The sequence below is a fragment of the Pseudomonadota bacterium genome, assembly GCA_039033415.1.
Lineage (GTDB): Bacteria > Pseudomonadota > Gammaproteobacteria > Xanthomonadales > SZUA-38 > JANQOZ01.
The window spans coordinates 218,218-238,996 of sequence record JBCCCR010000003.1; the positions used below are offsets into that span (position 1 = coordinate 218,218).

Consider the following 20,779-nt stretch of genomic DNA (forward strand, 5'->3'; position numbering starts at 1 on the left):
CCTAATCCACCACAAATTCAAAAGTCAGTTGGCGCCGGAACACCCGCTCGAAGCCTTGGTAGGGCAGCGGCTCGGAGCGCAGCACGGCATCGACAATCGAGCGTTTAGTCACCTCATCAACGTTGCAGCCGGGCGCCACGGTGGCGCTGATTACGTCGCCGCCAGGGAGCTGACTGACGTTGACCCGGCAGCGCTCGCCCGATCTTGCCGTCGGCGGCTTGCGCCAGTTTTGCCGCACCAACGCGGCGATCAGGCCCACCCACTCTTCCATCTTGGTCAAATCCTGCTGGGCCTGGCGCTGCTGGTTTTCGATGTCGAGCAGCTGCTGACGCCGGGCGTCTTCGATCGCCTTCTCCCGGGCCAAAGCGTCCGCCTCGCGCTGCGCCTGGATGTCCGCCAGGTCGCGCTGCTGCTTCTCGCGCTCCGCCGCCAGCTTTTCCCGTTCAGCCTTGAGCGCCGCCTGCTTCCGCTCCAGCGCCTCGTTGCGCTCGCGCTCCTGAGCCAGGCGCTGCTGCCGAAGATCATCCGCCCGCTGCCTTTCGGCCTGCTGCTGGCGGACATTTTCCTGCTCAACGCGCTTCCGCTCGGCCTCCGCTTGAGCCTCAGCCTGGCGGGCCTGCTCCTGGCGCCGGCGTTCCGCCGCCTGGTCGCGCAACTTCTGCTGGGCGGCATCCTTACGCTGCTGCTGCGCCTCGCGCATGGCGCTGGTATCCACCACCACCGCCTGAATCGCGTTGGGAAACTTAGGTTCGATGGTCTCGGAAGTCCAGCGCAGACCGAAGACCAGGAGCACACCGATCACACCGTGCAGCAGCAGCGACTGAGCGGCCGCTGAACCGTCGTAGACCAAAGCGGTGCTCAAGGCTCAACCTCCAGCGGGTCCGACATCAGGCCAACCTTCGGCACGCCCGCTTTCTGCAGCGACACCATAGCTTCGTAAACGCGGCCGTAGGGCACCGACTGATCGCCGCCGATCAGCACCGAAATGTTCGGGTTGTTCCGGACAAACGCCGAGACCTTAGTGATCAGCGTTTCGCTGTCGATCAGCTCGACCACCCCGTCTAGCGACAGGTAAAAGTCGCCGTTGGCCATCACGTTGACCACCACCGGCTCGTCGCTCTGCTGGTCCATCGGCGCCGCGTCAGCTTCCGGCAGCTCGATTTCGACCCCCAGCTGGAGCAGCGGGGCGGTGATCATAAAGATAATGAGCAGGACCAACATCACATCGATGTAGGGAACGACGTTGATCTCCGCTATTTGCTTGCGTTTGCCGCGGGGCATCAGTCTTCCATATCCGCCTGTCGGTGAAGGATGGTGGAAAACTCCTCTTTAAAGGTGTCGTAGCGACCCTCCAAACGCTCCACTTCGCTGGAGTACTTGTTGTAAGCCACCACCGCGGGAATCGCCGCAAACAGCCCCATGGCGGTAGCGATCAGCGCCTCGGAAATCCCCGGCGCCACCATCGCGATGGTCGCCTGATTGACGTTTGACAGTGCGTTGAACGAGATCATGATGCCCCACACGGTGCCGAACAGCCCGACATAGGGGCTGGTGCTGCCGACGGTGGCGAGATAACTGAGGTGATTTTCCAGATGATCCAGCTCCCGGTTCAGCGCCACCCGCATGGCGCGCTCTGCGCTTTCCAGCACGCGCCCGCTTGTGCGCTTGCTCTGGCGGGTGCGCGCGAACTCGCGAAAGCCCGCCTCGAAGATGGACTCCAGCCCCGCGACGCGATTCCGCTCAGCGCTGATTTCCCGAAACAGCGCCGCCAGGTCAACACCGGACCAGAAGCGCTCCTCGAAGTCGTCCGCATCGCGGCGGGCGGTGGAAATCACCTTGCGCTTGCCAAAGATGATCCACCAGGAAGAAAAGGACGCAAGCAGCAGGATCAGCATCACAAACTGCACCATGGTGCTGGCCTGGAGGATCAGCTCCAGCGGATTGAAATCACCCATAGTCAATCAGACCTCGGGATCGGGAAAAATATGCATTGCGCTTCATTATTCGGCTGTTCATGGCATTTTGGGGGCAAAATCAGGGCGAATTATGACAGGGATTGCCCGTTGTCGCGCGACAAACTGCGTCCGTCACAAGCCGGTCAGGAGGCCGTCAGGATTGCGTTGAGACTACGGGTGCGACCGCAGTGACCATGAGCGGAAACCGGCGGGATCACCCCGCCGCGCCGCCTGGAGGCTGCCGTTATGTCAAAGCTCGCCAATCCGTTCATTTTTTCCCGCAACCGTTTTTCCTGGCTCTCCGCCCTGGCTCTGGCATCTGCCGGCGCCGCTGCCGGGGATCTACCCGTCGTCAGCATCACGAGCGTCGACGCCCAGATGGCCGAAGCGGCTCTCGACACGGGCAGCTTTCTGGTCAGCCGCCAGGGCGGAGACGTCAGCCAGGAGCTGCGGGTGAATCTGATCTACGGGGGCACGGCTGTCGTCCTGCAGGGCGACTATGAGACTCCGCCGTCTCAGGTGCTGCTGGGCGCCAACGTGGAGTCGCAGCTGATTGAGCTCACGCCACGGTCGGACAACCTGGTCGAGGGCACCGAAACGGTGGAAGTCACCCCCCAGTCGCTCCCGGAATATGAGGTTGGGCCGGACGCCACCGCAACGCTTGAGATCGAAGACGACCCGGCGGTCCTCACCATCGCCATCACCGATGCCGCCATCTCCGAGATCGGGCTGGACCCGGGCAGCTTTGAAGTGAGCCGCAGCGGCGGGCGAATTGAACAGGGTTTTTCCGGCTCCGTAGCGTACACCGGCACCGCAACCCCACTGTTCGACTTCGTGCAGGCTACGAGCTTCAGCTTTGCGGGCGGTCAGACCAGCACTAGCGTTACGCTCACCCCCGTGAGCGACAACGTCGTTGAAGGTGACGAGACCATCACCGTCACATTTCTGCCCAACTCACAGTACATCACCGGCGACCCGGACGCCGTGACGTTCACGCTCACGGACGACGCACCGGTGATCGAGGTATCGGTGCTGGACGCCGACATGAGCGAGGCCGGGCCCAATCCCGGCGCCTTTCTTCTCACCCGTTCCGGCGGTGGGGACCCGACTCAGGCGATCGCCGTGAACTACACCCTCGGCGGCAGCGCCGGCTCGCCGCAGGACTTTGTCGTGATGGGCGGCACCGTGATTGCGGCCAACGAGCTGACCCTGCAGCTCGATCTACAGCCTCAGGCCGACAGCGACGACATGGAGGGTGACGAAACCATCGAAATCACGCTTCAGCCGTCCCCGTCCTATCTCATCGGGCCGGCAAACACCGCAACCGTGGTCCTCCGCGACTTCGTCGACCTCATCTTCGCTGCCGGCTTCGAAACAGCGGAAAAGGCCTGCTTTCCGATCCGCGGCAAGCAGCTAAGCTCACTTGGACCGGTGGTTTTTGACCCGGCAAGCGGCCTGATGTGGGCCCGCTGCGGAGTCACGGGCGTGTTCAGCGCTCGCTCCCAGCGTTGCTACCTCGCCCCGTCTTTTGACTCAGGCCGCGCGGACCAAACGTCGATTTCGAGTTTTAATGCGGGGCGCTCCGGCGACAACGCAGGCTTCAGCGACTGGCGAAAGCCCAGGCCCGAAGAGCTGAAGGCGCTGTCCCTGGGCTGCCAAGCCAGACAGGCTGTGAGATAGCGCTCCGCGCGAGCCGCGGCTACGACTGGCGGCTGAGGAGAACCAGAGTCATGTCGTCAGCCGCGGGCCCCGGCGGCTGAAACGCAACCACCTCCGTCATGACTTGCTCGAAGATGGCCCGCACGCTCTCCCCACGGTGGCTCTTCATCAGCGATCCGAGCCGGTCGAGACCGAAGAACTCGCCTTCGGCATTGCGACACTGGGAAATACCGTCCGTGCCAACGAGCAGCAAATCACCGCGGTTGAGGTGGCAGGCCGGCCCGGCTTCAACCGGCTGACCCAGAATTCCCAGAGGAATGCCGGTCGCCTCGAGCGCTTCGATCTCACCGGTCTCCGCGCGCAAAACCAGCGCCGGGTCATGCCCGGCGCTGAGCCATTCGAGACGCCCCGTCGCCGCATCCAGCACACCCGCAAAGGCCGTGACAAAAGCACCCGCCTGCGAGTCGCGCAGCAGCTGGTCATTAACCGCCTGGACAGCCTTCACCAGATCCCCGTGAGATTCGCTGAAAGTCGCATGCAGTACGGCCCGCATCGCGGTCATGAGCAACGCAGACTTAAGCCCGTGGCCAGACACGTCAGCAACGATGATGCCCAGCCGGCTATCTGGCAGCGGGAGGAAGTCGAAGTAGTCACCACCCGTCTCGTCGCAATAGCGGGCCGACCCAAATATGTCGTAACCGTCCAGCACCGGTTCCGACGTTGGCAGCAGATGCTGCTGCACCGCTGCGGCCGCCAGAAGATCCTTTTTCAGCCGCTCACGATCGCGGAGGTCGCTAACCATTCCGTTGAAGTGTTGCGCGAGTGCGTCAAACTCATCGTGCGTGGCCGGTACGGCAAGCGGCTCCAGCCGGCCGCTTGCAACAGCATCCATCCCGCCCGCGAAGGCCTCCACCGGTCGCGCAAGCGCCCTGGAAAAGCGCCGGCTGATTAGCCAGGACAGCAACGATCCGATGATAAAGACAGCGACCGCTCCGGCAAGCGCTTCCAGCCACAGGTTGTCGAAATAGCTGCCGCTGAGGTCCATCCGCAGCAGGCCCTGGACCTCCCCGTCCGTCGACCGAATCGGAACATAGGCACGCAGAAGCTGCTCGGAGTCCGGCTGATCCTCGACCGTCAGCTGCTCCCAGCCCAGGCGCCGGGCCTGGTTCAACGTCATGTCGTGATTCGACCCCTCCTCCGCTTCATCGATCGCGGCGATCACCCTCGCCGACGATGGATCGTCGGTGCGCACCATCACGGCAATATTGGCAATCGAATTCTGCGCGACGGGCTCACCCAACGCCCCGTCGAGCTCGCGAATCAACGCCAGTTTCGCGTCGACCAGCCGAGAGCGAAGAAAACCCGAGTTCTGCGCCGAGACAGCCGACGGCCAGCCCGCGGCCTGTATCCCTTCGGCAACCTGCACAATGGTTGCCTGCATCCAGGCCTGAGCTTCTTCCCGCTCGTTCTCCTCAAAGGCCAGAAAAAGGAGTACAGCGCAGGCACCAGCCAGGCTGAAGCTGACGAGAAGCAGGCCCAGCAAGAGCCGATTGTGGAAGGTTTTTCTGGGGAGGGAACCCACGACGTCAGTTTAGCCGCTTGCTCCCGGAGCCTAAAGAAAAATGGCCAACGCGGGGATGTCAGAAAGCCGGGCAGAGCGACCCCGGTCATACACCGAGGTCGTCTGTCTGACCGTTTCGCTATTCCTCGAAACCGTTAGCGAAGATCAGTCGGGGGTCGTCGACCGCCACCGATACGTCGTCCAGCAGGAACGTGCCGACGTTGCCGACCCCTTCGCCGCGATAGCAGAAACGGAATCGGGTGGCGTCTGCGGTGGCCGCGAGGTTGATCGGCAGCGATACCGGCGTCTGGCCGTCGATGCTGGCGGAAACCGTATCCATGCCAAAGTCCACAATGAGCGAGACTTCCTGCCACACGCCGAGGTCATCCGGGTAAGTGGAGGCCTGGATCAGCGTGGACGCCGGCGTGCCGCCCGAGCCGATCACCACCAGGTAAACGCCGTCGTTGCGATACTCGATGCCCCAGGTGTTGGCAAAACCGCCGTCGACATGCTGGATCGTGTAGCGCGGATAGTTGTCACCACTCGCCGGCGGTGGTGCTTCAACCGCATTGAAGAAGCGCCACTCATAGTTGGACTCAACCACGGCTTCGATGGTCGGTCCGTAGAACCGGTTCTGTACATCTCCTGGGTCCGCATCGTGGATTCGCAGCCACTGGCTTGAGTCCATGCTGCGCGGCGTCGTGGTCCCGAGCACGTCGCTGACGGTTCGAATCGTGAAGGCGCCGGGGGGGCTTGAGTCGACCACCGGCCAGTTCTGAATCACCGACACGGTGTCACCCAGGAGGAGCGACTCGAAATCCTGCACGCCGGCCGGAAACGCGGTGCTCGGGGGAATGGTGCCGGGCGTCTCCATTTCCGCGCCGCCGAGCGACGGCGTCTCGTCGACATACCAGTCGAAGGCGGTATTGCCGAAACCATCCCACGACAGCGTCATGCCCGACGGCGGCACTGGCGCTACGCTGTCGGCGCCAGACCATTTGTCATCGCCGCTGGCCAGACCGGCCCGGCCCGAGACCGGTGCGCCATACTGCAGTCCCTGGATGAGATTGGCGGCGCTACCGAAGGGGCTCGAGCGATAGATCCAGAGATCGCTAGCCGAAGCGTCTAGGTTATTGAGAGAAAAAGTCTGAATGCCGCCGGCACCGAACAGCGTGTTTGCGGGGATATTATTTTGATAAACGAACCGATGGCAGAAGGGTCGATTCACGCTGGTCGTGAATTCGTCTCCTACGTTGGTGACTTCAACCTCGCCAGTCGCGGGATCAACCTCGGTGATCCGAAGGTTGTCCACCTGCGCCTGCACAGCTACCGTTCCGCCCAGCAATGCCAGGGCCAATCCCGTCCGTCTCATAGGGTTGCCTCCTCGATTCTTGTTGAGCCCGGAACGCTAGCACAAGTGGATCGCACAAATACGGCAGCACGCCTCAAACCCACAAAATCGTCCGCCGCTACCGGTATGACTATCAGCGCTTCACTTGCGGCCCGCAACCGGGCAGTCTCTTTACCCACTGTAACCTTTGCCGGTCTCATTCGTATGCTGAACGGTAAACCCCGACGTGAATGCTCATGAAGACGATTCGACTAACCTTAATGCTGCTGCTTTGCCTGCTCGGCAGTGGCTGTGTCATCGACGCCAGAACTAAAGACGTGGTGATCGGCCCTGAGCGACGGCTGGCACTCCCCGTTACCGACGACTCGGACGTGTCAGTGCGGATTCCGATCGGCGAGATCGAGGTGATTGCCGGCAACGACGACCAGCTGCGGATCGACTTGCTGGTGCTGTGTCCGAGCCAGGACAGCGCCTGCGCCCGGCGATTGGCCGACCTGGAATTTGTCACCCGCGAGGAAGATGACGGCTCGCTGCGGATTCGGCTCAGCCGCAACGCGGCAACCTCTTTCCGAGACGCCCATCTGCGTGCCTCAGTGCAGGTGCCCCCCGTGCGCAAGCTCTCGCTGGACGTGAGCGCCGGAGAACTGTCGGTCGGACCGGTGGACGCCTGCGTGGAAGTGGATATGGGTGCCGGTGACGTGAATGTCCGGGCTCGCGCGGTTCGCTACAGCAACGTGGATCTCGATGCGGGCATCGGCGACGCCAGCCTGGCCGTCGACGGTCAGCGCCTGCGCACGCGCCGCTCTCTGCTGGTCGGCGCCGAGGTCGCCTGGCACGAGGGCCGAGGCGAATGCGACATGCTAGTTGACCTGCAAACCGGCAACATAAGCGTCGCGCTGGATTAACATTTGCGCCGCCGTGATCGCTTCAGGCGGCGATTGCTCACGGGTCAGCCGGCACCCCAAAGACCGCAAAGTAGAAATTCGAATTGGAGCCTGAACCCGCCTCCTCAATGACGACTCGGATCACGCTGGAGTTTGCGGCGGAGCTGGCAAGAATAATTTCGTTGTCAATCTGACTGCCAAAAGAGGTGGCGATCACTACGGGAAAGCCATCAAACTCGTTAGAGAGCGTAATCTCAAATTCACCGGTGGCGGGCCGCGTCACCTGGTCGACGCCGAAAGACTGCAGAAGCGTGCCGGTAGAAGCAACATAGCCCCAGGCCAGTGCCTGCCCAGGGTTTCGAATGCACGAGAGGCTGCCGTCCTCATTGACGCTCTGCACCATTGTTCCCGCCGCGCAGTTGCCGGTGACCCGCCGCTGCACCTGGCTGGGCACAATTTCGCTGGTGCCCACGGCTCCCGCGGCCACCATCTCGGCGTGCAGCGCGTAGGGTGACACCACAATCTCCTGGCGCGGGAGCAGGCCGGTGAAGCCACCGTTGCTCGCGCCCTCGCGGACGCTTACGTTAAGCCAAAGCCGGTCCCCGGCAAACGGTCCTCTGCCAAAATCCAGCAGGACCGTGAAAACGCCCTGAGCAACCGCTACATCCTCGAAAACTAGCGGTGCCGTCAGCGCAATCCCCCCGGCATCCACGTCGAATAGCTCAAACTGAAGATCGAATGATCCATTGGCCAGGGAGCCACCCTGCTGAAGCTCACCCTGGTAGGTGAACGCGCTGGTGAGCGGTTGCGCGCCAGCGCTGGCAGCACAAAACACGGCAGCAAAAAATAGGCATCTAACGGTCATAACGACAGTCCTTAGTTCCCAAACAAAGCGGTTCGTTCTCGAAAGCGTCCGGCCAAGGCAGCCATCCGGCAACCTCGATTCGCCTTCGCGCTTCTTCGCTATCTATACGGAAATTTTAGCGGATGTCGTCAGCTTCGCGGCCCAGACTATGCCAGCGCGTTGCGCAGCACCGCCGGGAAGCGGCAGGGCCGCCAGTTCGACGCGTTCAGGCAGGCGGCGCTGCCGCGCCCTTCGACCAGCAGCGTGCTGTCCGGCATCCGCCAGATCTGCTGACTCACCTCAAAGCTCGCGCCGCCGGTCTTTTCAAGGGTGACCGTCACGGCCAGCTCGTCGTCGAGTCGGGCCGGCGTAACATAACGAGCGCTGATGTCGCGCATGACCATCACCACCCCCTGCTCCGCCTCAAGCCGGCTCTGAATCAAGCCCCGCGACCGTAGCCACTCGGTACGGGCGCGTTCCATGAACTTGAGATAGTTCGCGTAGTAGACCACGCCGCCCGCGTCCGTATCCTCCCAGTAAACCCGCACCCGCCAGACGAAGTCGGCGACGGGCTCAGCCATGGTCGCTGCCCGGGTCCTGGTCGCTGAACAGATCTCCGCCGGTGCCCGGGCGCGGCTTCAGCCCAAAGTGGCGATAACCTTTGCCGGTCACCATGCGCCCGCGCGGGGTCCGCATGATGTAGCCCTGCTGGATCAGGTAGGGCTCGAGCACGTCTTCAATCGTGTCGCGCTCTTCACTGATTGCGGCGGCCAGTGAGTCCACCCCCACCGGCCCACCGTCGAAGTGCTCGATCATGGTCTTCAGCAGGCGCCGGTCCTGCGCGTCGAATCCCGCAGCGTCGACGTCCAGCATGCCCATCGCCTGCTGGGCGATTGTCTCGTTGATCAGGCCGTCCCCTTTTACCTCAGCGTAGTCGCGCACGCGGCGCAGGAGGCGATTGGCGATGCGGGGAGTCCCGCGGGAACGCCGGGCCAGCTCGCCGGCGCCGCTGTCATCGCACTGGATGTTGAGAATACCGGCCGAGCGCTTCACGATCTGGGTCAGCTCGGAGACGCTGTAGAATTCCAGCCGCTCGACAATGCCGAAGCGATCTCGCAGCGGCGAGGTGAGCAGCCCGGCGCGGGTGGTCGCGCCGACCAGCGTGAAGGGTGGCAGGTCGAGCTGGATCGAGCGCGCTGCGGGACCCTCGCCGATCATGATGTCCAGCTTGTAGTCTTCCATCGCCGGATACAGCACCTCTTCGACCACCGGCGACAGTCGATGAATCTCGTCCACAAAGAGCACGTCGTGGGGCTGCAGATTGGTCAGCTGCGCCGCCAGGTCGCCGGCCCGTTCCAGCACCGGGCCCGAGGTGATCTTCAGCGCCGCGTCGAGCTCGTTGGCGATCACGTGGGCGAGCGTGGTTTTGCCCAGCCCGGGCGGACCATAAATCAGCGTGTGATCCAGCGACTCGCCGCGCCCACGCGCAGCCTGGATAAAGATGTCCAGCTTCTCTTTGACCTGCTCCTGCCCCAAACACTCCTTGAGCGTCTGGGGCCGCAGGCTGCGCTCGATCAGATCGTCGTCCCCGTCCGGATCCATCAACCGCTCCTCCATCAGCCCGCAACCTGAGACTTGAGCGCCTGGCGAATAATGTCTTCTGCGCTCAACGTCTCGTCAGCGTCGCTTTGCGCCTGCTGCACCATGCGCGACACCTCCGCCGGCTTGTAGCCGAGATTGCGCAGCGCAGCGCTCGCCTCGCTTGCCGCATCCAGGGGCGCGGCCGGTGCACCCGGCAGGCTGACGCTGCTCGCAACGCCCTCCGGCAGCCGATCGCGCATTTCAATGATCAATCGCTCGGCCGTTTTCTTCCCGATGCCCGGCAGCTTGGTCAACGACGCCGGATCGTTATTGTTCACCAGATTTATAAACTCCGAAACGCTGACCCCAGACAGGATCGCCAGCGCCAGCTTGGCGCCCACGCCGCTGACCTTGAGCAGGTTTCGGAACAGCTCCCGCTGGCTGTCGTCGGCAAAGCCGTAAAGCGTGTGGGAATCCTCTTTCACCATCAGGTGGGTCAGGATCGTGATCGGTTCACCGTCCTGCGGCAAATCAAAAAAGACGCTGAGGGGTGCTTCAAGCTCATACCCCACGCCGCCGACATCAACCATCAGCAGCGGCGGTCTCTTGTGCACTAGCTGTCCGCGCAGGCGACCGATCATCGGCGCACTCCCGCGGCGGCGAGACGCACCGACGTTGCGCGATGATGTGCATGACAGATGGCGGTGGCCAGCGCGTCGGCGGCATCAGGCTGCAGCGGTCCGTTGAGCTGGAGGAGTCTCGCAACCATATGCTGAACCTGCTTCTTGTCTGCCCCGCCACCGCCCACCAGCGCCTGCTTGATGCTGCGCGGTGAGTATTCAGCGAGCTGGCAGCTGCGTCCGGCGGCGACAATCGCCGCGCCTCGCGCCTGGCCCAGCTTGAGAGCCGCATCCGCATTCCGCGACATAAACACTTTCTCGACCGCCACCTCATCGGGCTGGTGCTCCGCCACCGCCTCGCTCACGCCCTGGAAGATCGCCTGCAGACGCGCGTGAAAATCGCCGCCGCCGGTTTTGATCGCCAGGTGAGCGACATGAGTCAGGCGGTTGCCGGAAGCGTCGATAACGCCGATCCCGGTTACCACCGAACCGGGATCGATGCCCAGGATCCGGACCGCTGAAGGCCGTCGCGCTTCAGCTCTCGGCATAAGCCTCTTCAGGAATCTGGGCGTTGGAGTAAACAGCCTGCGTGTCGTCGAGGTCTTCGAGCACGTCGAGTAGGCTCAGGACCGTTTGGCCGCTGTCGACGTCCAGCTCGACGCTGGTGTCGGGCTTCATGGTGACCTCCGCATCGTCAGGCACCAGGCCGGCCTCTCGCAGCGCGTCGCGAACCGTTTCGAAGTCATCGGGACTGGTGATGACCTCTACCGCCCCGTCTTCTTCAAGTACATCCTCCGCGCCAGCCTCGAGCGCCGCTTCCATGATCGCGTCTTCGTCCGCACCAGGACCGTAGGTGATCACTCCGAGCTTGTTGAACAGATAGCCCACCGAGCCGTCGGTGCCCAGACTGCCGCCATACTTGGTGAACGCGTGACGAACCTCCGCCACCGTACGGTTGCGGTTGTCGGTGAGCGTATCAACCATCACCGCCACCCCGTTAGGTCCGTAACCTTCATACCGAATTTCTTCGTAGGTCACGCCCTCAAGATCACCGGTGGCCTTTTTGATCGCCCGCTCCAGCGTGTCTTTGGGCATGTTTGCGGCGTTGGCCTTCTCCACGGCCAGGCGCAGGCGCGGGTTGGCGTCCGGATCGCCACCACCCTGTTTTGCGGCGACGGTGACCTCGCGAATCACTCGGGTAAAAATCTTAGCGCGTTTGCGATCCTGGGCCTTTTTGCGGTGCTGGATGTTGGCCCATTTACTGTGTCCTGCCATGAAACAAAAACCTGAAGAAAGTTAATCCGCTAGTTTATCACCGCCGCCCGGCAATCGGATTCGTCAACCTGAGGCGGCGGGCGGTGCCGCCGCTCGTGATGGGTTCGTGGTTGTGTCGGCAAGCTTCGCCGACCAGCGTTCCAGCATTTCGAGGTTGACCCCCGCTCCGCCACAAACGATAACCAGCGGCCGGCGAGCGTCGACCAGCCCGTCATACACGGCGCTCAGCGCCGCGCCACAGGCCGGCTCCACCAGACGACGATGATCGTCAGCAAAGCGCCGGCAGCCAGCCAGCGCCTGCCGATCGCTCACCAGGACGCTTTGAACCGGATGCTCCTGCGTCCATTGGAACGCCCGGTCCGACACCTGCCGCGCACCCATCGTGATGGCAATCGTTTCGATCGCCGGCAGCTCAGCCGGGCGTCCCGCGGCCATAGCCGCGTGGAGAGAGGCTGCGCCATGCGTTTCTACCGCCACCAGGGGAACCTGCGCCCAACCCGCCGCGTGCATACCGCTCAGTACGCCGCACAGCAGCCCACCGCCCCCGACCGCAACCACCACGGCATCTGGCGCCCCACCAAGCTCGGAACATGCGGAAGCGCACTCCTCAATCACGGTGGCGTGTCCCCACCACAGCTCCGGATGATCAAAGGGGTGAACGTAGAACGCACCGGTGCTGCCACAAAGATCCCGCGCCACCCGATCGGCGGCATTCCAGTCCGCGCCCTGTTGCTGCACTGAGGCGCCCAGCGCCTCCAGGCGCCTCACGGTGAGGTTTGGCGTCGATTCCGGCACCACAACCCGGCACGCAAGCTTCAGCGAGCGTGCCGCATAGGCCGCCGCCAGTCCGGCATTGCCGCCCGACGAGCTGACCACAGCGTTTGCTCCGCTGCGGACCGCGTGCTCACACAGGCGTGACATGCCGCGAAGTTTGAAAGACCCGGTGGGCTGATCACATTCAAGCTTTAGCAGGACGTCCTGCCGGCCGATGCGCTGCTCAAGCAGCGGTGTGTTGCGGTACATGGTTTCTGATCATCCTGGCTGGGCTCACGGACCAACTCGCATCGCAGGCTCGTTGTGCTGACGTATAATGAGGATAGAGTCGGCACAGCAACGGCGAAGGCCGCTTTTCCGGCCGGCTCCAGCCCCTCATCTGCGTTGAGACCGACCTTAACGATTTGGGGGAAATGCCACCACCCCGCGTCTGTCGATAATGCGCATGGCCAAGACTGCTTTTCGACAATTCCTGTGTCTGATTTTTCTGCTTGGCTGCACGCAGACGCAGGCCGTTCGCCTCAGTCTGGACAGCGCCGGACAGGTGCTGCTGTTCCCGCTGTTTATTACCGGCGACAGCTTCCAGACGATCTTCGAGGTGCGCAACCAGACCGACCAGGGCAAAGCGCTGCGATTTGTCGTCAAAGACGCGGTAAACGGCCGCCCAACGCTGTCACTGAATGTCTATCTGAGCCCTCGGGACAGCTGGTCCGGCGCCCTGTTTGAACCCAGCGGCGCTTCGGTGGACACGGCTGAGAGCCTGCTGGCGCCCTGGGTCGATCAGAGCTGCACGTTTCCGGCGCGCGCCGACATTCCCGACGAGGGTATTGCCCTGAGCGATGAGCAGTTTACGGAAGATCTGTCGGGCCTTCTGGTCTCCCGAAGCCGGCTGGGGTCAGGCTACGTCGAGATCTACGAGATGGGAACACTCGCCCCAACCCTGGCGGAGGACTGCGCCGAGATCAACGCCCGCTGGGCTGCCGGCGGCGCCTGGGACCTCGACCCGGGCCAGGATATCGAGGCGCCCGGCGGCGGGCTCGAGGGTTACGCGGTGCTGGTTCAGGTCGACAACGGCCGGGCCCACCAGTACGAGGCGATCGCGCTTGCCGACTTTCGCGACGCGTCACTTCACACCAATCCCTTCAGCAGCCGACAGCCAAATCTCGCCGACGTTTCCCCCGCTGAAAGCCGGGTTGTGGAAACGGTGGTGTTCGGAAACCGAACGCTTCAGGTCGAACGCGTGTCGACCTGGAGCGAGTTCCCGGTCCACGCGGTAGACGCGCTGCTGATGGCCACGGAGGCCCGTGCCGATTTTACCGCAGCCCAGGAACTGGACGCCCTGGTCTTCGCCACGCTGAATTTCCCCACCCGGCCCTATCATGCTGATGCCCAGACGTTTTTCCTCCCCGAAGGCCAGGAACGGGTGCTGGCGCCGTTCGCGGTGTCGCTGCCGGTCGAGGCCGACGAGAGCCTCGACCAGAACCGATTGACGGTGAGCTCCATCGACCGCGAAGGTGCTGCGTTCGACCTGCAGCCGTTCCCGGGGCAGATCAACTGCGACCTGGCCAACGGCGCGGTGTCCACCGTGTTCTTAAGCCGCACCATCGGCTTTACCGAGCCCTGCCCCTACACGACGGGCATCTTTCGCGTTCCGGACAATGCGTCAGAGGGAGAGGTTCGCTACCAGCTAAGCGGCGAGATCGTTTCGGACGAAGGCCACGTTTTCTCCGGGCTGCCCATCGCGGGATTTGTGATCCAGTCGATTACGAATGAGCAAATCGACATACGCCCGGGAACCGTCGGCGTTGCCGACTACGGCTGGGCCAGGGCACTCAAGATCGAGCGCCAGGTGAGTGATCCGCCATGACGGCCGACCGTCGCCTAACGCTGCTGATCGCGGCGTCGCTGCTGGTCCATTTGGTGGCGTTGGCGTGGTTTTATCGACCGGTGGCCGTTCCGCTGTCGTTACCCACGATGGAAGTACTGCTGGTCAGTCCCCGGCAGGCTCCGTCCTCCGCGCCGGTGATCACCGACCCCACCGAACGAACCGGCGCCAGCGAAACCCGGCCCGCCGAGTCGGACCCCGCTGCGGCAGCCACCAACCGAGCGGCGCCCACGCAGGCAGCGACCGACCGTCGGCTCAGCCGGCAGGGACCCACCCGCGAAACGGTTCGCCCGGCCACCGAAGCGTCGCCGCTACCGATTCCCGTTGTCGATCGGTCGCGCGCGCTCGAGCCGCTGACGCCGAGCAAACCTTTTTCGACGCCCGGGTCTGCCGCCAGCACACGGGAAGCGCAGAACGCCGGGGTCATCCTGGCGATCCGTCAGCAGCTTGCGCGCTACCAGGCGTATCCAGCCAGCGCGCGCCGGCGTGGGCTTGAAGGGGCGGCAACCGTTCGCTTTGTCATCACCCGCAGCGGCAGGCTGGTTGATTCAGAGCTGATGGAATCCTCCGGATCGCGGCATCTGGACCAGGCGGCGCTGAAGCTGGTATCCGACGCTGCGCCCTACCCGCCACTGCCCGCGGCCGTGTCCGCCGCAAGACTGGAAGTCAAAATCCCCATCGAATACCGGCTCGCGCCGCCCGCCACATGAGCCTTCCGTCGTGAATTTGGCCGGGGCAGCTATGGCCATCGAGCAGCATCGCCGGGAGCTGACGGCGTTTGCGGCCGCGATGGTCGGACCCGATCGCGCCGAGGATGTGGTGCAGGACGCCTGCTTCCGGCTGGCGCGCGCGCTTGAGCGACAGCCGGTGACCAACCAGCGGGCGTACCTGTTTCGCATCACCGCCAACCTCGCCCGCGACTTGCTGCGGCGGGACAAGCGCGCCGACCAGCACATCAAGACGCTGGCAAGGGACGAGCATAGCCCCGGAGCCGGCGAGGTCGCCGCGCTGGATGAACAGCTTGTGGCGCTGCGCGAGGCCATTACCCAGCTGCCGACAAAGTGTCAGCGGGCGTTTGTCGCGCGGAAATACGAGGGGCTGAGCTATCGGGAGATTGCTGCCCGCGAGGGTATCACCGAAAAAACCGTGGAAAACCATATTGGCCGAGCGCTGAAGCTGCTGCGTGAAGCGATGGCAGGACAGCAGCATTGATGGAACTTCGAAGAAGAAACCCGGAACTTACGGGAGGAGTGGTAACGCCGTCTGCAGGGCTCCGTTAGGGGCAAAGCGGCGGCGATACGTTGTTATGACGACCAATAGTGAAAAACCCAACGTGATTCAACAGGCTGCACAATGGATGAGTCGGCTGGCTGCTGACGGCAACCCAAGCTGGGATGATCCAGAGCTGGCCGCCTGGCTAAGGGAATCGCCCGGTCACCGGGAGGCGTTTGCTGAGGTCAGCGCCATTTGGTTTGCGGCTGACCAGCTGGAAGCGTCCGACCTGGGTGATGAGCTCGAGCAGTCGTCAAGGCTGGATCCCATGCCCGCAGCTGAGTCCGGTCGCGCCACGCCCACAGCACGCCGGAACCGCCGCTGGCCGCTACTTGCGGCGGGCATGATGGCGCTGGTGGTGGCGCTGATCGTGCCGGCAATCCCCAAGCAGTGGGCCGGCATGCAGGCCGACTTTGCCACCCAGGCAGGGCAGGTCCAGTCGGTGGCGCTGGAAGACGGCAGCAGCGTGCAGCTGGCCGGCGACAGCGCCGTGAGTCTGCGGCCGGGGGGGCGCGGGCTAGTCCTTCACTACGGCGAAATCTTTCTGGACGTTGAGCACAACGCAGCCGAGCCGTTTGTCGTCGAAACGAGCGAAGCCAAAGTCACCGTCCTTGGGACCCAGTTCGGCGTTTCCTGGCGCGACCGGATTCACCGCGCCGGCGTCGTCGAGGGCCGCGTGGCGGTGCAGCACGGGCAGTTACCCGTCGTCGAGCTCAGCCGCGGGCAGTTCGCCCGCGACGGGCAGCGAGTCGCGGATCCCGGCTTAGTGCAGCGCTACTTTGGCTGGTCTTCGGGCAACCTGGTGTTTGACGATCTCCCGCTGTCCGAGGTGCTCGCGCGACTGGCCCCTTTTCTGGATCGACCCGTCGTCAAGCTGCCGGGCGCCGGTGACCCATCGGTCAGCGCCGTTATCGCCGTCGACAGCGGCCCGCAGGCGCTGGAGACGCTGGCATCGCGGGCCGGCCTCCGGCTGGTTTCCGCCGGACCCGTCACGCTGCTGTATTGATGCCACTTCAGTCCCGTAGAGCCTGGCTCGCGGTGCTGGCGACGCTGCTCACCAGCGTTGCCACCGCGCAGCCTTTGCTGCGGGATGTGCTGAGCGAGCTGAGCACGCGCCTCGGCTGGAACTACGTGCTGGGTCCCGGCGTTTCGCTGGACACGCCGGTGGATCAAGCCGTCACCAGCGAGACGGCGCTGGCCAGCTGGCTGCAAACCCAGGGCATCGAGCTAGTCCAGCTGCCCTCGGGGGACCGTGAACTCAGGCAGCTGAGCCAGGCCAGCCTGAGCCTTTCGGCCCTCCCGGTCACCGCCACGCTGCCCGTGGCCGCCGGCCTGCCGCTGCGCAGTGGCGTCAGCGCCACCACCGTTTCAGCCAGCGATATTGAGAACCTCACCGACAACCGGCTCGATCAGCTGTTCGCGCGGGCCGCCAACGTCTTTGGCAGCGGCGACGAATACTATTTCCGGGGAATTCCGAGCGCCGGGGACCTCAACACGCTCGGCAACGCCGCGGCGGTGGTTGGAGAGGCGCCGCTCGCCGGCGTGGTGCTGGCCAACCTGCCTCTGAGCACCTGGGATACGGCCAGCGCCGGCTTTGAGCGCGGCCCGCGGAGCGCCAGCGTTGCAGGCCCCTTCAGCACCTTTGGCGGACGTATCAGCATCGTTCCCCAACAGCCCCAGTTTACGACTCAGCGCGCGCTGCGGGCCGGCGTGAGCGACCTCGGCGACACCCAGGCTTCGGTGATGATCAACCAGCCGCTGCTGGCCGAAGAGCTGGCCTTACGCGTGAGCTTCGATCGCCAAACGGTCGCCGGTACTCTCGACGATCCGGGTGACCGTGGTCTGGGCTCAGACTTTAACTTCAGTCGCAGCAATACCGCCCGGCTGGCTGCGCTGTGGGAACCGGCAACGCTACCCGAGTTTGCCCTGGCTGTGGACTGGACGGCTTTCGACGGCCGAGCCGGACCCCAGCGGCTCAGCGCGGCAGACCCCTTCAGCCGCCGTGGGCGCGCACCGCCCTTTCGCGAACGCGAGGTCGACGGTCACGTCGCTTCGCTGAAGCTGAGCTGGGAGCCGGCAGCCACCCAGCGATGGGATCTCTCGCTGGTCGACTCCGGCGGTGACGCGGAGCTCGAACCAAGCAGGCTGCTGGTCAACGATTTTGACCCAACCGACCTTCTCATCGACGCGGAGGAGGAAAACCTGCGCTTTGCGCAGCTCAACTGGGAGGCTCGGTGGCGGGGGGCAAACATCAACGCTGGCCTCAGCACGGGCGTTAACCAGAGCCGTGAAGTCTATCGGCGAGAACAGCGTCGCTGGCAGCTGGACAGCCGCCTGCGGAGACACACGGCTTCGGTCGCGGTGGAAAAACCGCTGTCCACCCGCTGGCGGGTCGAAGCCGGCGTTCGACTTTCCCGGGACGAGCTGCGGCGCGATTGTGAAACGCGGCCCGAGACGGCAGCACCCGACGGCGACAACGCGACGTTGGCCTGTCTTCAGGTCTCCGGACTGCTGCTGATTCCAGCCGACGGTCAGTTTGAGCCCTTCCGTGAAACCTACCGCAACGTGAGTCCGGAGCTGGCCCTGAGCTATCGCCCCGGCGAAACCGGCGAGTACTTTATGCGCCTGGCTGAAGGGTTCAACGCCGGCGGCGCCGTTTCTGACGCCACGTTTGCCGGCACCCCACAATGGCTCTCCTACGAGCCGGAGCGCATCCGGAGCGCGGAGCTTGGCTGGCGTGGCCAGCTGGGGCCGCTGCAGCTCAGCACGACCGGTTTCTTTACACAGCTCGATCAACAGTGGCAGGTGGTTGAAGATCAGCTGAATCTTGGCGCCGTGACCAATGCCGGCAAGTCGCGCAACTGGGGCCTGGAGCTGGACGGCCGCTGGCGCATCGGTGAAGCACACGCCCTGAGTTTCAGTCTCGGGTGGCTGGACACCGAGTACGAGCAGTTCCTTCCGTTTGAGCGAGACGCGTTGCTTGAGCCGGCATCGGGAAACCAGTTTCCGGGCGCGCCTCGTTACTCGGGTGCGCTGAGCTGGGCCAGCCAGCTGGGCGGCGGTTGGCGCCTCGGGGCGGGATTAAGCTTTCACGCGTCGGTGCAGGCCAACGCGAACAATCCCGAAGCGGGAGAGATTCCGGGGGTGGCGCTGACCGACCTCAATTTGGGCTGGCAGGGAAAAGGCTTCCAGGTTGCCCTGACCGCCAACAATTTGTTCGATCGTGACTATCACCAGACCACACCCAACGTGGTGCGGCGCAACCAGCGAATCGACTTCCTGCCCGGCCGCCCGCGCAACATTACGCTCACCGTTCACTATCGATTCTAGGAAACGCGTTTTGGGGGACAAGACCCGGGTATGCGTCTGCCGGGCATGAAACATCGGAGAACAACAATGCGATCAACCTCAACTTTTCTAACCCTGATGCTGCTGGCCACGGTGCTCCCTTGCGGAGTGGGCGCCGTCAGCCTGGACACCACCGGCGCTGACAGCCAGGTGCTGATTTTCCCCCTCTTTTCCACCGAGGGTGACAACGTGACGGAACTGACAATCCGCAATCACACCGATCAAGGCAAGGCGCTAAAGGTGCTCACCAAGGACGCGCTGAGCGGGCGTCCTACGATCAGCATCAACGTATACCTCAAGCCGGGCGACGCCTGGAATGCTCGGCTGACGGGACAGCCGCGCTTCTCCACCAGCATCACCACCGAGGACGAGAGCTGCACGGTGCCGCGGCTCGGTACGGTGCGCGCTACCCCGGTGCACCTGGACCGTTCGCTCAACGAAAGCCTGCTGCCCCGCAGCCGCCTCGACAGCGGCTACATCGAGGTGTTTGAAATGGGCGAGATTCCGGCTGAGCTTGCCGGCGACTGCAACGCGATCAGTCAGCGGTTTACGGACGGCGAGTGGTCGGGCAACGATCTCTTTCTCAATGACAGCGTCACCGCGCCAGGCGGTGGCCTATCGGGCATCTCGTTTATCAAAGACGTCGACTCCGGGCGCACCTTTGCCCTGCAGCCGACCGGGCTGGCGGATTTCAGCAGCGAGCCGATGCACACCGTGAGTGCCCGCGCGGGGCGTCCGTCGCTGGCCAACGTCATGCCCCCGCAGGCCGAGGTGAATGGCCAGACCGAGACGTTTGCGACCAACCCGATTAACGCGGTGGAAGCGGTGCTGATGACTCAGCAGCTGGCCGCTGAATACCACAGCGAAGAGGACGCTCGCGCGTTTGCCAGCGCCCTGGTGCTGCTGCCCACCCGCCCGTTTCACGCCAACCCGGGCTTTTATCGGAGTTTCACCGCCTCACCCTTTGCGCCCGACGACAGCCCGGTGAATGGGAATCTGGTGGACAACACCGGCGACCCAATCGAAGACCTGCCGGCACCGGTGGCGGGCATCAACTGCGATCGCTATACCGGCGCGGTGAATTTTGTGCAGCTCGTCAACTTCTTTGCCTTCAGCCACCCGTGCCTGCTCGGCGACGCAGAGTTTTTTCTGTTTGATGACGACGTGCGCGGACTGCTGGAGCTGCCGCTGGCCGGCAGCGTGACCTCAGACGAGGGCACCGTGTTCAACGGCCTGCCCGCTGTGGGCCACATGCTTCAGACCAGTCTCGACGGCAGCAACGCCAACGCGCTCGGCATCTACACCGTGCCGATGCGGCGGCAATGAGGTCTCCAGAAGTCTGGCCGATCGCCTGATCGATCAGTCCCAGGCGTTCGCCCTGTTGCGGCCCCGAGGTTTGGGGCCGCTTTTTTTTGCCCAGCTGAGCAGGCGAGAAATCCGCCATGGCAAATTCGGTAGACTGGGCTAATGGAAAATCCGCAACCCAGCGACCAGCCGCCCACAGTCCTGCTTGTCCTGGGCTGGCTGATCTGGGTGCTCGAAGTCGCCGGGTTCCTTTTTCTCGCCGGCTGTGCGGTGGTCCTGGCCCTTGGCCAGAACAAACCGTTGGCGATTGTTGCTGTCGCCGTGGGGCTCGCCATTTTTGGCTACGCCATGGCACTCACCTTCAATCAATCTAAAACCGGCCGCCCACGTCTCCTCGCGGGCTGCACCCTAATTCTAGCCGCGGCGTTTGTGCTGTTCGGCGGCTGCACGCTCGGGTTTCAATAG

General features: G+C 63.8%; 21 protein-coding genes. 9 read left to right on the forward strand and 12 right to left on the reverse strand.

The annotated features are described in order from the left end of the window. Window position 1 precedes the first annotated feature (1 nt). Genes AAF358_03695 through tolQ form a run of 3 tightly spaced genes read right to left on the reverse strand, consistent with a single transcriptional unit; the run spans window position 2 to window position 1,955 of the window. Window positions 2–862 (reverse strand): cell envelope integrity protein TolA, encoded by an 861-nt coding sequence (locus AAF358_03695; protein MEM7704628.1) that lies wholly within the window; start codon window positions 860–862, stop codon window positions 2–4. Continuing rightward, complete coding sequence (gene tolR / locus AAF358_03700; protein MEM7704629.1) at window positions 859–1,281, reverse strand: protein TolR; 423 nt, start codon at window positions 1,279–1,281, stop codon at window positions 859–861. Before tolR ends, AAF358_03695 begins: the two co-directional genes overlap by 4 nt. Then, the gene (tolQ, locus tag AAF358_03705) at window positions 1,281–1,955 is read right to left on the reverse strand and encodes a protein TolQ (GenBank protein MEM7704630.1); all 675 of its coding nucleotides are present in this window, start codon (window positions 1,953–1,955) and stop codon (window positions 1,281–1,283) included. Before tolQ ends, tolR begins: the two co-directional genes overlap by 1 nt. A gap of 246 nt (window positions 1,956–2,201) precedes the next feature. On the opposite strand from tolQ, the gene AAF358_03710 reads away from it, so the two are divergent. Further along, window positions 2,202–3,635, forward strand: coding sequence for a Calx-beta domain-containing protein (locus AAF358_03710; GenBank protein MEM7704631.1), 1,434 nt, complete (start codon window positions 2,202–2,204; stop codon window positions 3,633–3,635). Window positions 3,636–3,654: 19 nt separating this feature from the next. Here the strand turns inward: AAF358_03710 and AAF358_03715 are convergent, their stop codons facing one another. Next, window positions 3,655–5,196: a SpoIIE family protein phosphatase gene (locus tag AAF358_03715; protein MEM7704632.1), complete on the reverse strand. Its 1,542-nt coding sequence runs from the start codon at window positions 5,194–5,196 to the stop codon at window positions 3,655–3,657. A 118-nt stretch (window positions 5,197–5,314) separates the two neighbouring features. Then, entirely contained in the window at window positions 5,315–6,547 is a 1,233-nt protein-coding gene (locus AAF358_03720; protein MEM7704633.1) for a hypothetical protein, read from the reverse strand. 215 nt (window positions 6,548–6,762) lie between these two features. On the opposite strand from AAF358_03720, the gene AAF358_03725 reads away from it, so the two are divergent. Beyond that, window positions 6,763–7,431, forward strand: a complete 669-nt coding sequence (locus AAF358_03725) for a hypothetical protein (GenBank protein MEM7704634.1) — start codon at window positions 6,763–6,765, stop codon at window positions 7,429–7,431. A 37-nt stretch (window positions 7,432–7,468) separates the two neighbouring features. On the opposite strand, the gene AAF358_03730 is transcribed toward AAF358_03725, so the two are convergent. The 7 genes from AAF358_03730 to AAF358_03760 form a co-directional block, all read right to left on the reverse strand. Continuing rightward, window positions 7,469–8,275 (reverse strand): hypothetical protein, encoded by an 807-nt coding sequence (locus AAF358_03730; GenBank protein MEM7704635.1) that lies wholly within the window; start codon window positions 8,273–8,275, stop codon window positions 7,469–7,471. A gap of 146 nt (window positions 8,276–8,421) precedes the next feature. Continuing rightward, on the reverse strand, window positions 8,422–8,835 hold the full coding sequence (gene ybgC, locus AAF358_03735; protein ID MEM7704636.1) for a tol-pal system-associated acyl-CoA thioesterase: 414 nt from the start codon (window positions 8,833–8,835) through the stop codon (window positions 8,422–8,424). Next, window positions 8,828–9,871, reverse strand: a complete 1,044-nt coding sequence (gene ruvB, locus AAF358_03740; protein MEM7704637.1) for a Holliday junction branch migration DNA helicase RuvB — start codon at window positions 9,869–9,871, stop codon at window positions 8,828–8,830. The genes ybgC and ruvB overlap by 8 nt, the downstream gene beginning before the upstream one ends. Then, window positions 9,871–10,476 carry a Holliday junction branch migration protein RuvA gene (ruvA, locus tag AAF358_03745; GenBank protein ID MEM7704638.1) on the reverse strand — a complete coding sequence of 202 codons (606 nt, stop codon included), beginning with the start codon at window positions 10,474–10,476 and terminating at the stop codon, window positions 9,871–9,873. Before ruvA ends, ruvB begins: the two co-directional genes overlap by 1 nt. Continuing rightward, window positions 10,473–11,003 (reverse strand): crossover junction endodeoxyribonuclease RuvC, encoded by a 531-nt coding sequence (ruvC, locus tag AAF358_03750; GenBank protein ID MEM7704639.1) that lies wholly within the window; start codon window positions 11,001–11,003, stop codon window positions 10,473–10,475. The genes ruvA and ruvC overlap by 4 nt, the downstream gene beginning before the upstream one ends. Continuing rightward, a complete protein-coding gene (locus AAF358_03755; GenBank protein MEM7704640.1) occupies window positions 10,990–11,730 on the reverse strand; it encodes a YebC/PmpR family DNA-binding transcriptional regulator in 741 nt (246 codons plus the stop codon). Before AAF358_03755 ends, ruvC begins: the two co-directional genes overlap by 14 nt. Before the next feature lie 63 nt (window positions 11,731–11,793). Continuing rightward, window positions 11,794–12,753, reverse strand: a complete 960-nt coding sequence (locus AAF358_03760; protein MEM7704641.1) for a pyridoxal-phosphate dependent enzyme — start codon at window positions 12,751–12,753, stop codon at window positions 11,794–11,796. Between the two features lie 196 nt (window positions 12,754–12,949). On the opposite strand from AAF358_03760, the gene AAF358_03765 reads away from it, so the two are divergent. The 7 genes from AAF358_03765 (at window position 12,950) to AAF358_03795 (ending at window position 20,779) form a co-directional block, all read left to right on the forward strand. Continuing rightward, on the forward strand, window positions 12,950–14,371 hold the full coding sequence (locus tag AAF358_03765; GenBank protein ID MEM7704642.1) for a hypothetical protein: 1,422 nt from the start codon (window positions 12,950–12,952) through the stop codon (window positions 14,369–14,371). Beyond that, entirely contained in the window at window positions 14,368–15,099 is a 732-nt protein-coding gene (locus AAF358_03770; protein ID MEM7704643.1) for a TonB family protein, read from the forward strand. Before AAF358_03765 ends, AAF358_03770 begins: the two co-directional genes overlap by 4 nt. Window positions 15,100–15,109: 10 nt before the next feature. Next, window positions 15,110–15,601, forward strand: coding sequence for an RNA polymerase sigma factor (locus AAF358_03775; GenBank protein ID MEM7704644.1), 492 nt, complete (start codon window positions 15,110–15,112; stop codon window positions 15,599–15,601). A 94-nt stretch (window positions 15,602–15,695) separates the two neighbouring features. After that, window positions 15,696–16,667, forward strand: coding sequence for a FecR domain-containing protein (locus tag AAF358_03780; protein MEM7704645.1), 972 nt, complete (start codon window positions 15,696–15,698; stop codon window positions 16,665–16,667). Next, the gene (locus AAF358_03785) at window positions 16,667–18,991 is read left to right on the forward strand and encodes a TonB-dependent receptor (GenBank protein ID MEM7704646.1); all 2,325 of its coding nucleotides are present in this window, start codon (window positions 16,667–16,669) and stop codon (window positions 18,989–18,991) included. The genes AAF358_03780 and AAF358_03785 overlap by 1 nt, the downstream gene beginning before the upstream one ends. Before the next feature lie 66 nt (window positions 18,992–19,057). Further along, complete coding sequence (locus AAF358_03790) at window positions 19,058–20,335, forward strand: hypothetical protein (GenBank protein ID MEM7704647.1); 1,278 nt, start codon at window positions 19,058–19,060, stop codon at window positions 20,333–20,335. 141 nt (window positions 20,336–20,476) lie between these two features. Continuing rightward, window positions 20,477–20,779, forward strand: a complete 303-nt coding sequence (locus AAF358_03795) for a hypothetical protein (GenBank protein ID MEM7704648.1) — start codon at window positions 20,477–20,479, stop codon at window positions 20,777–20,779.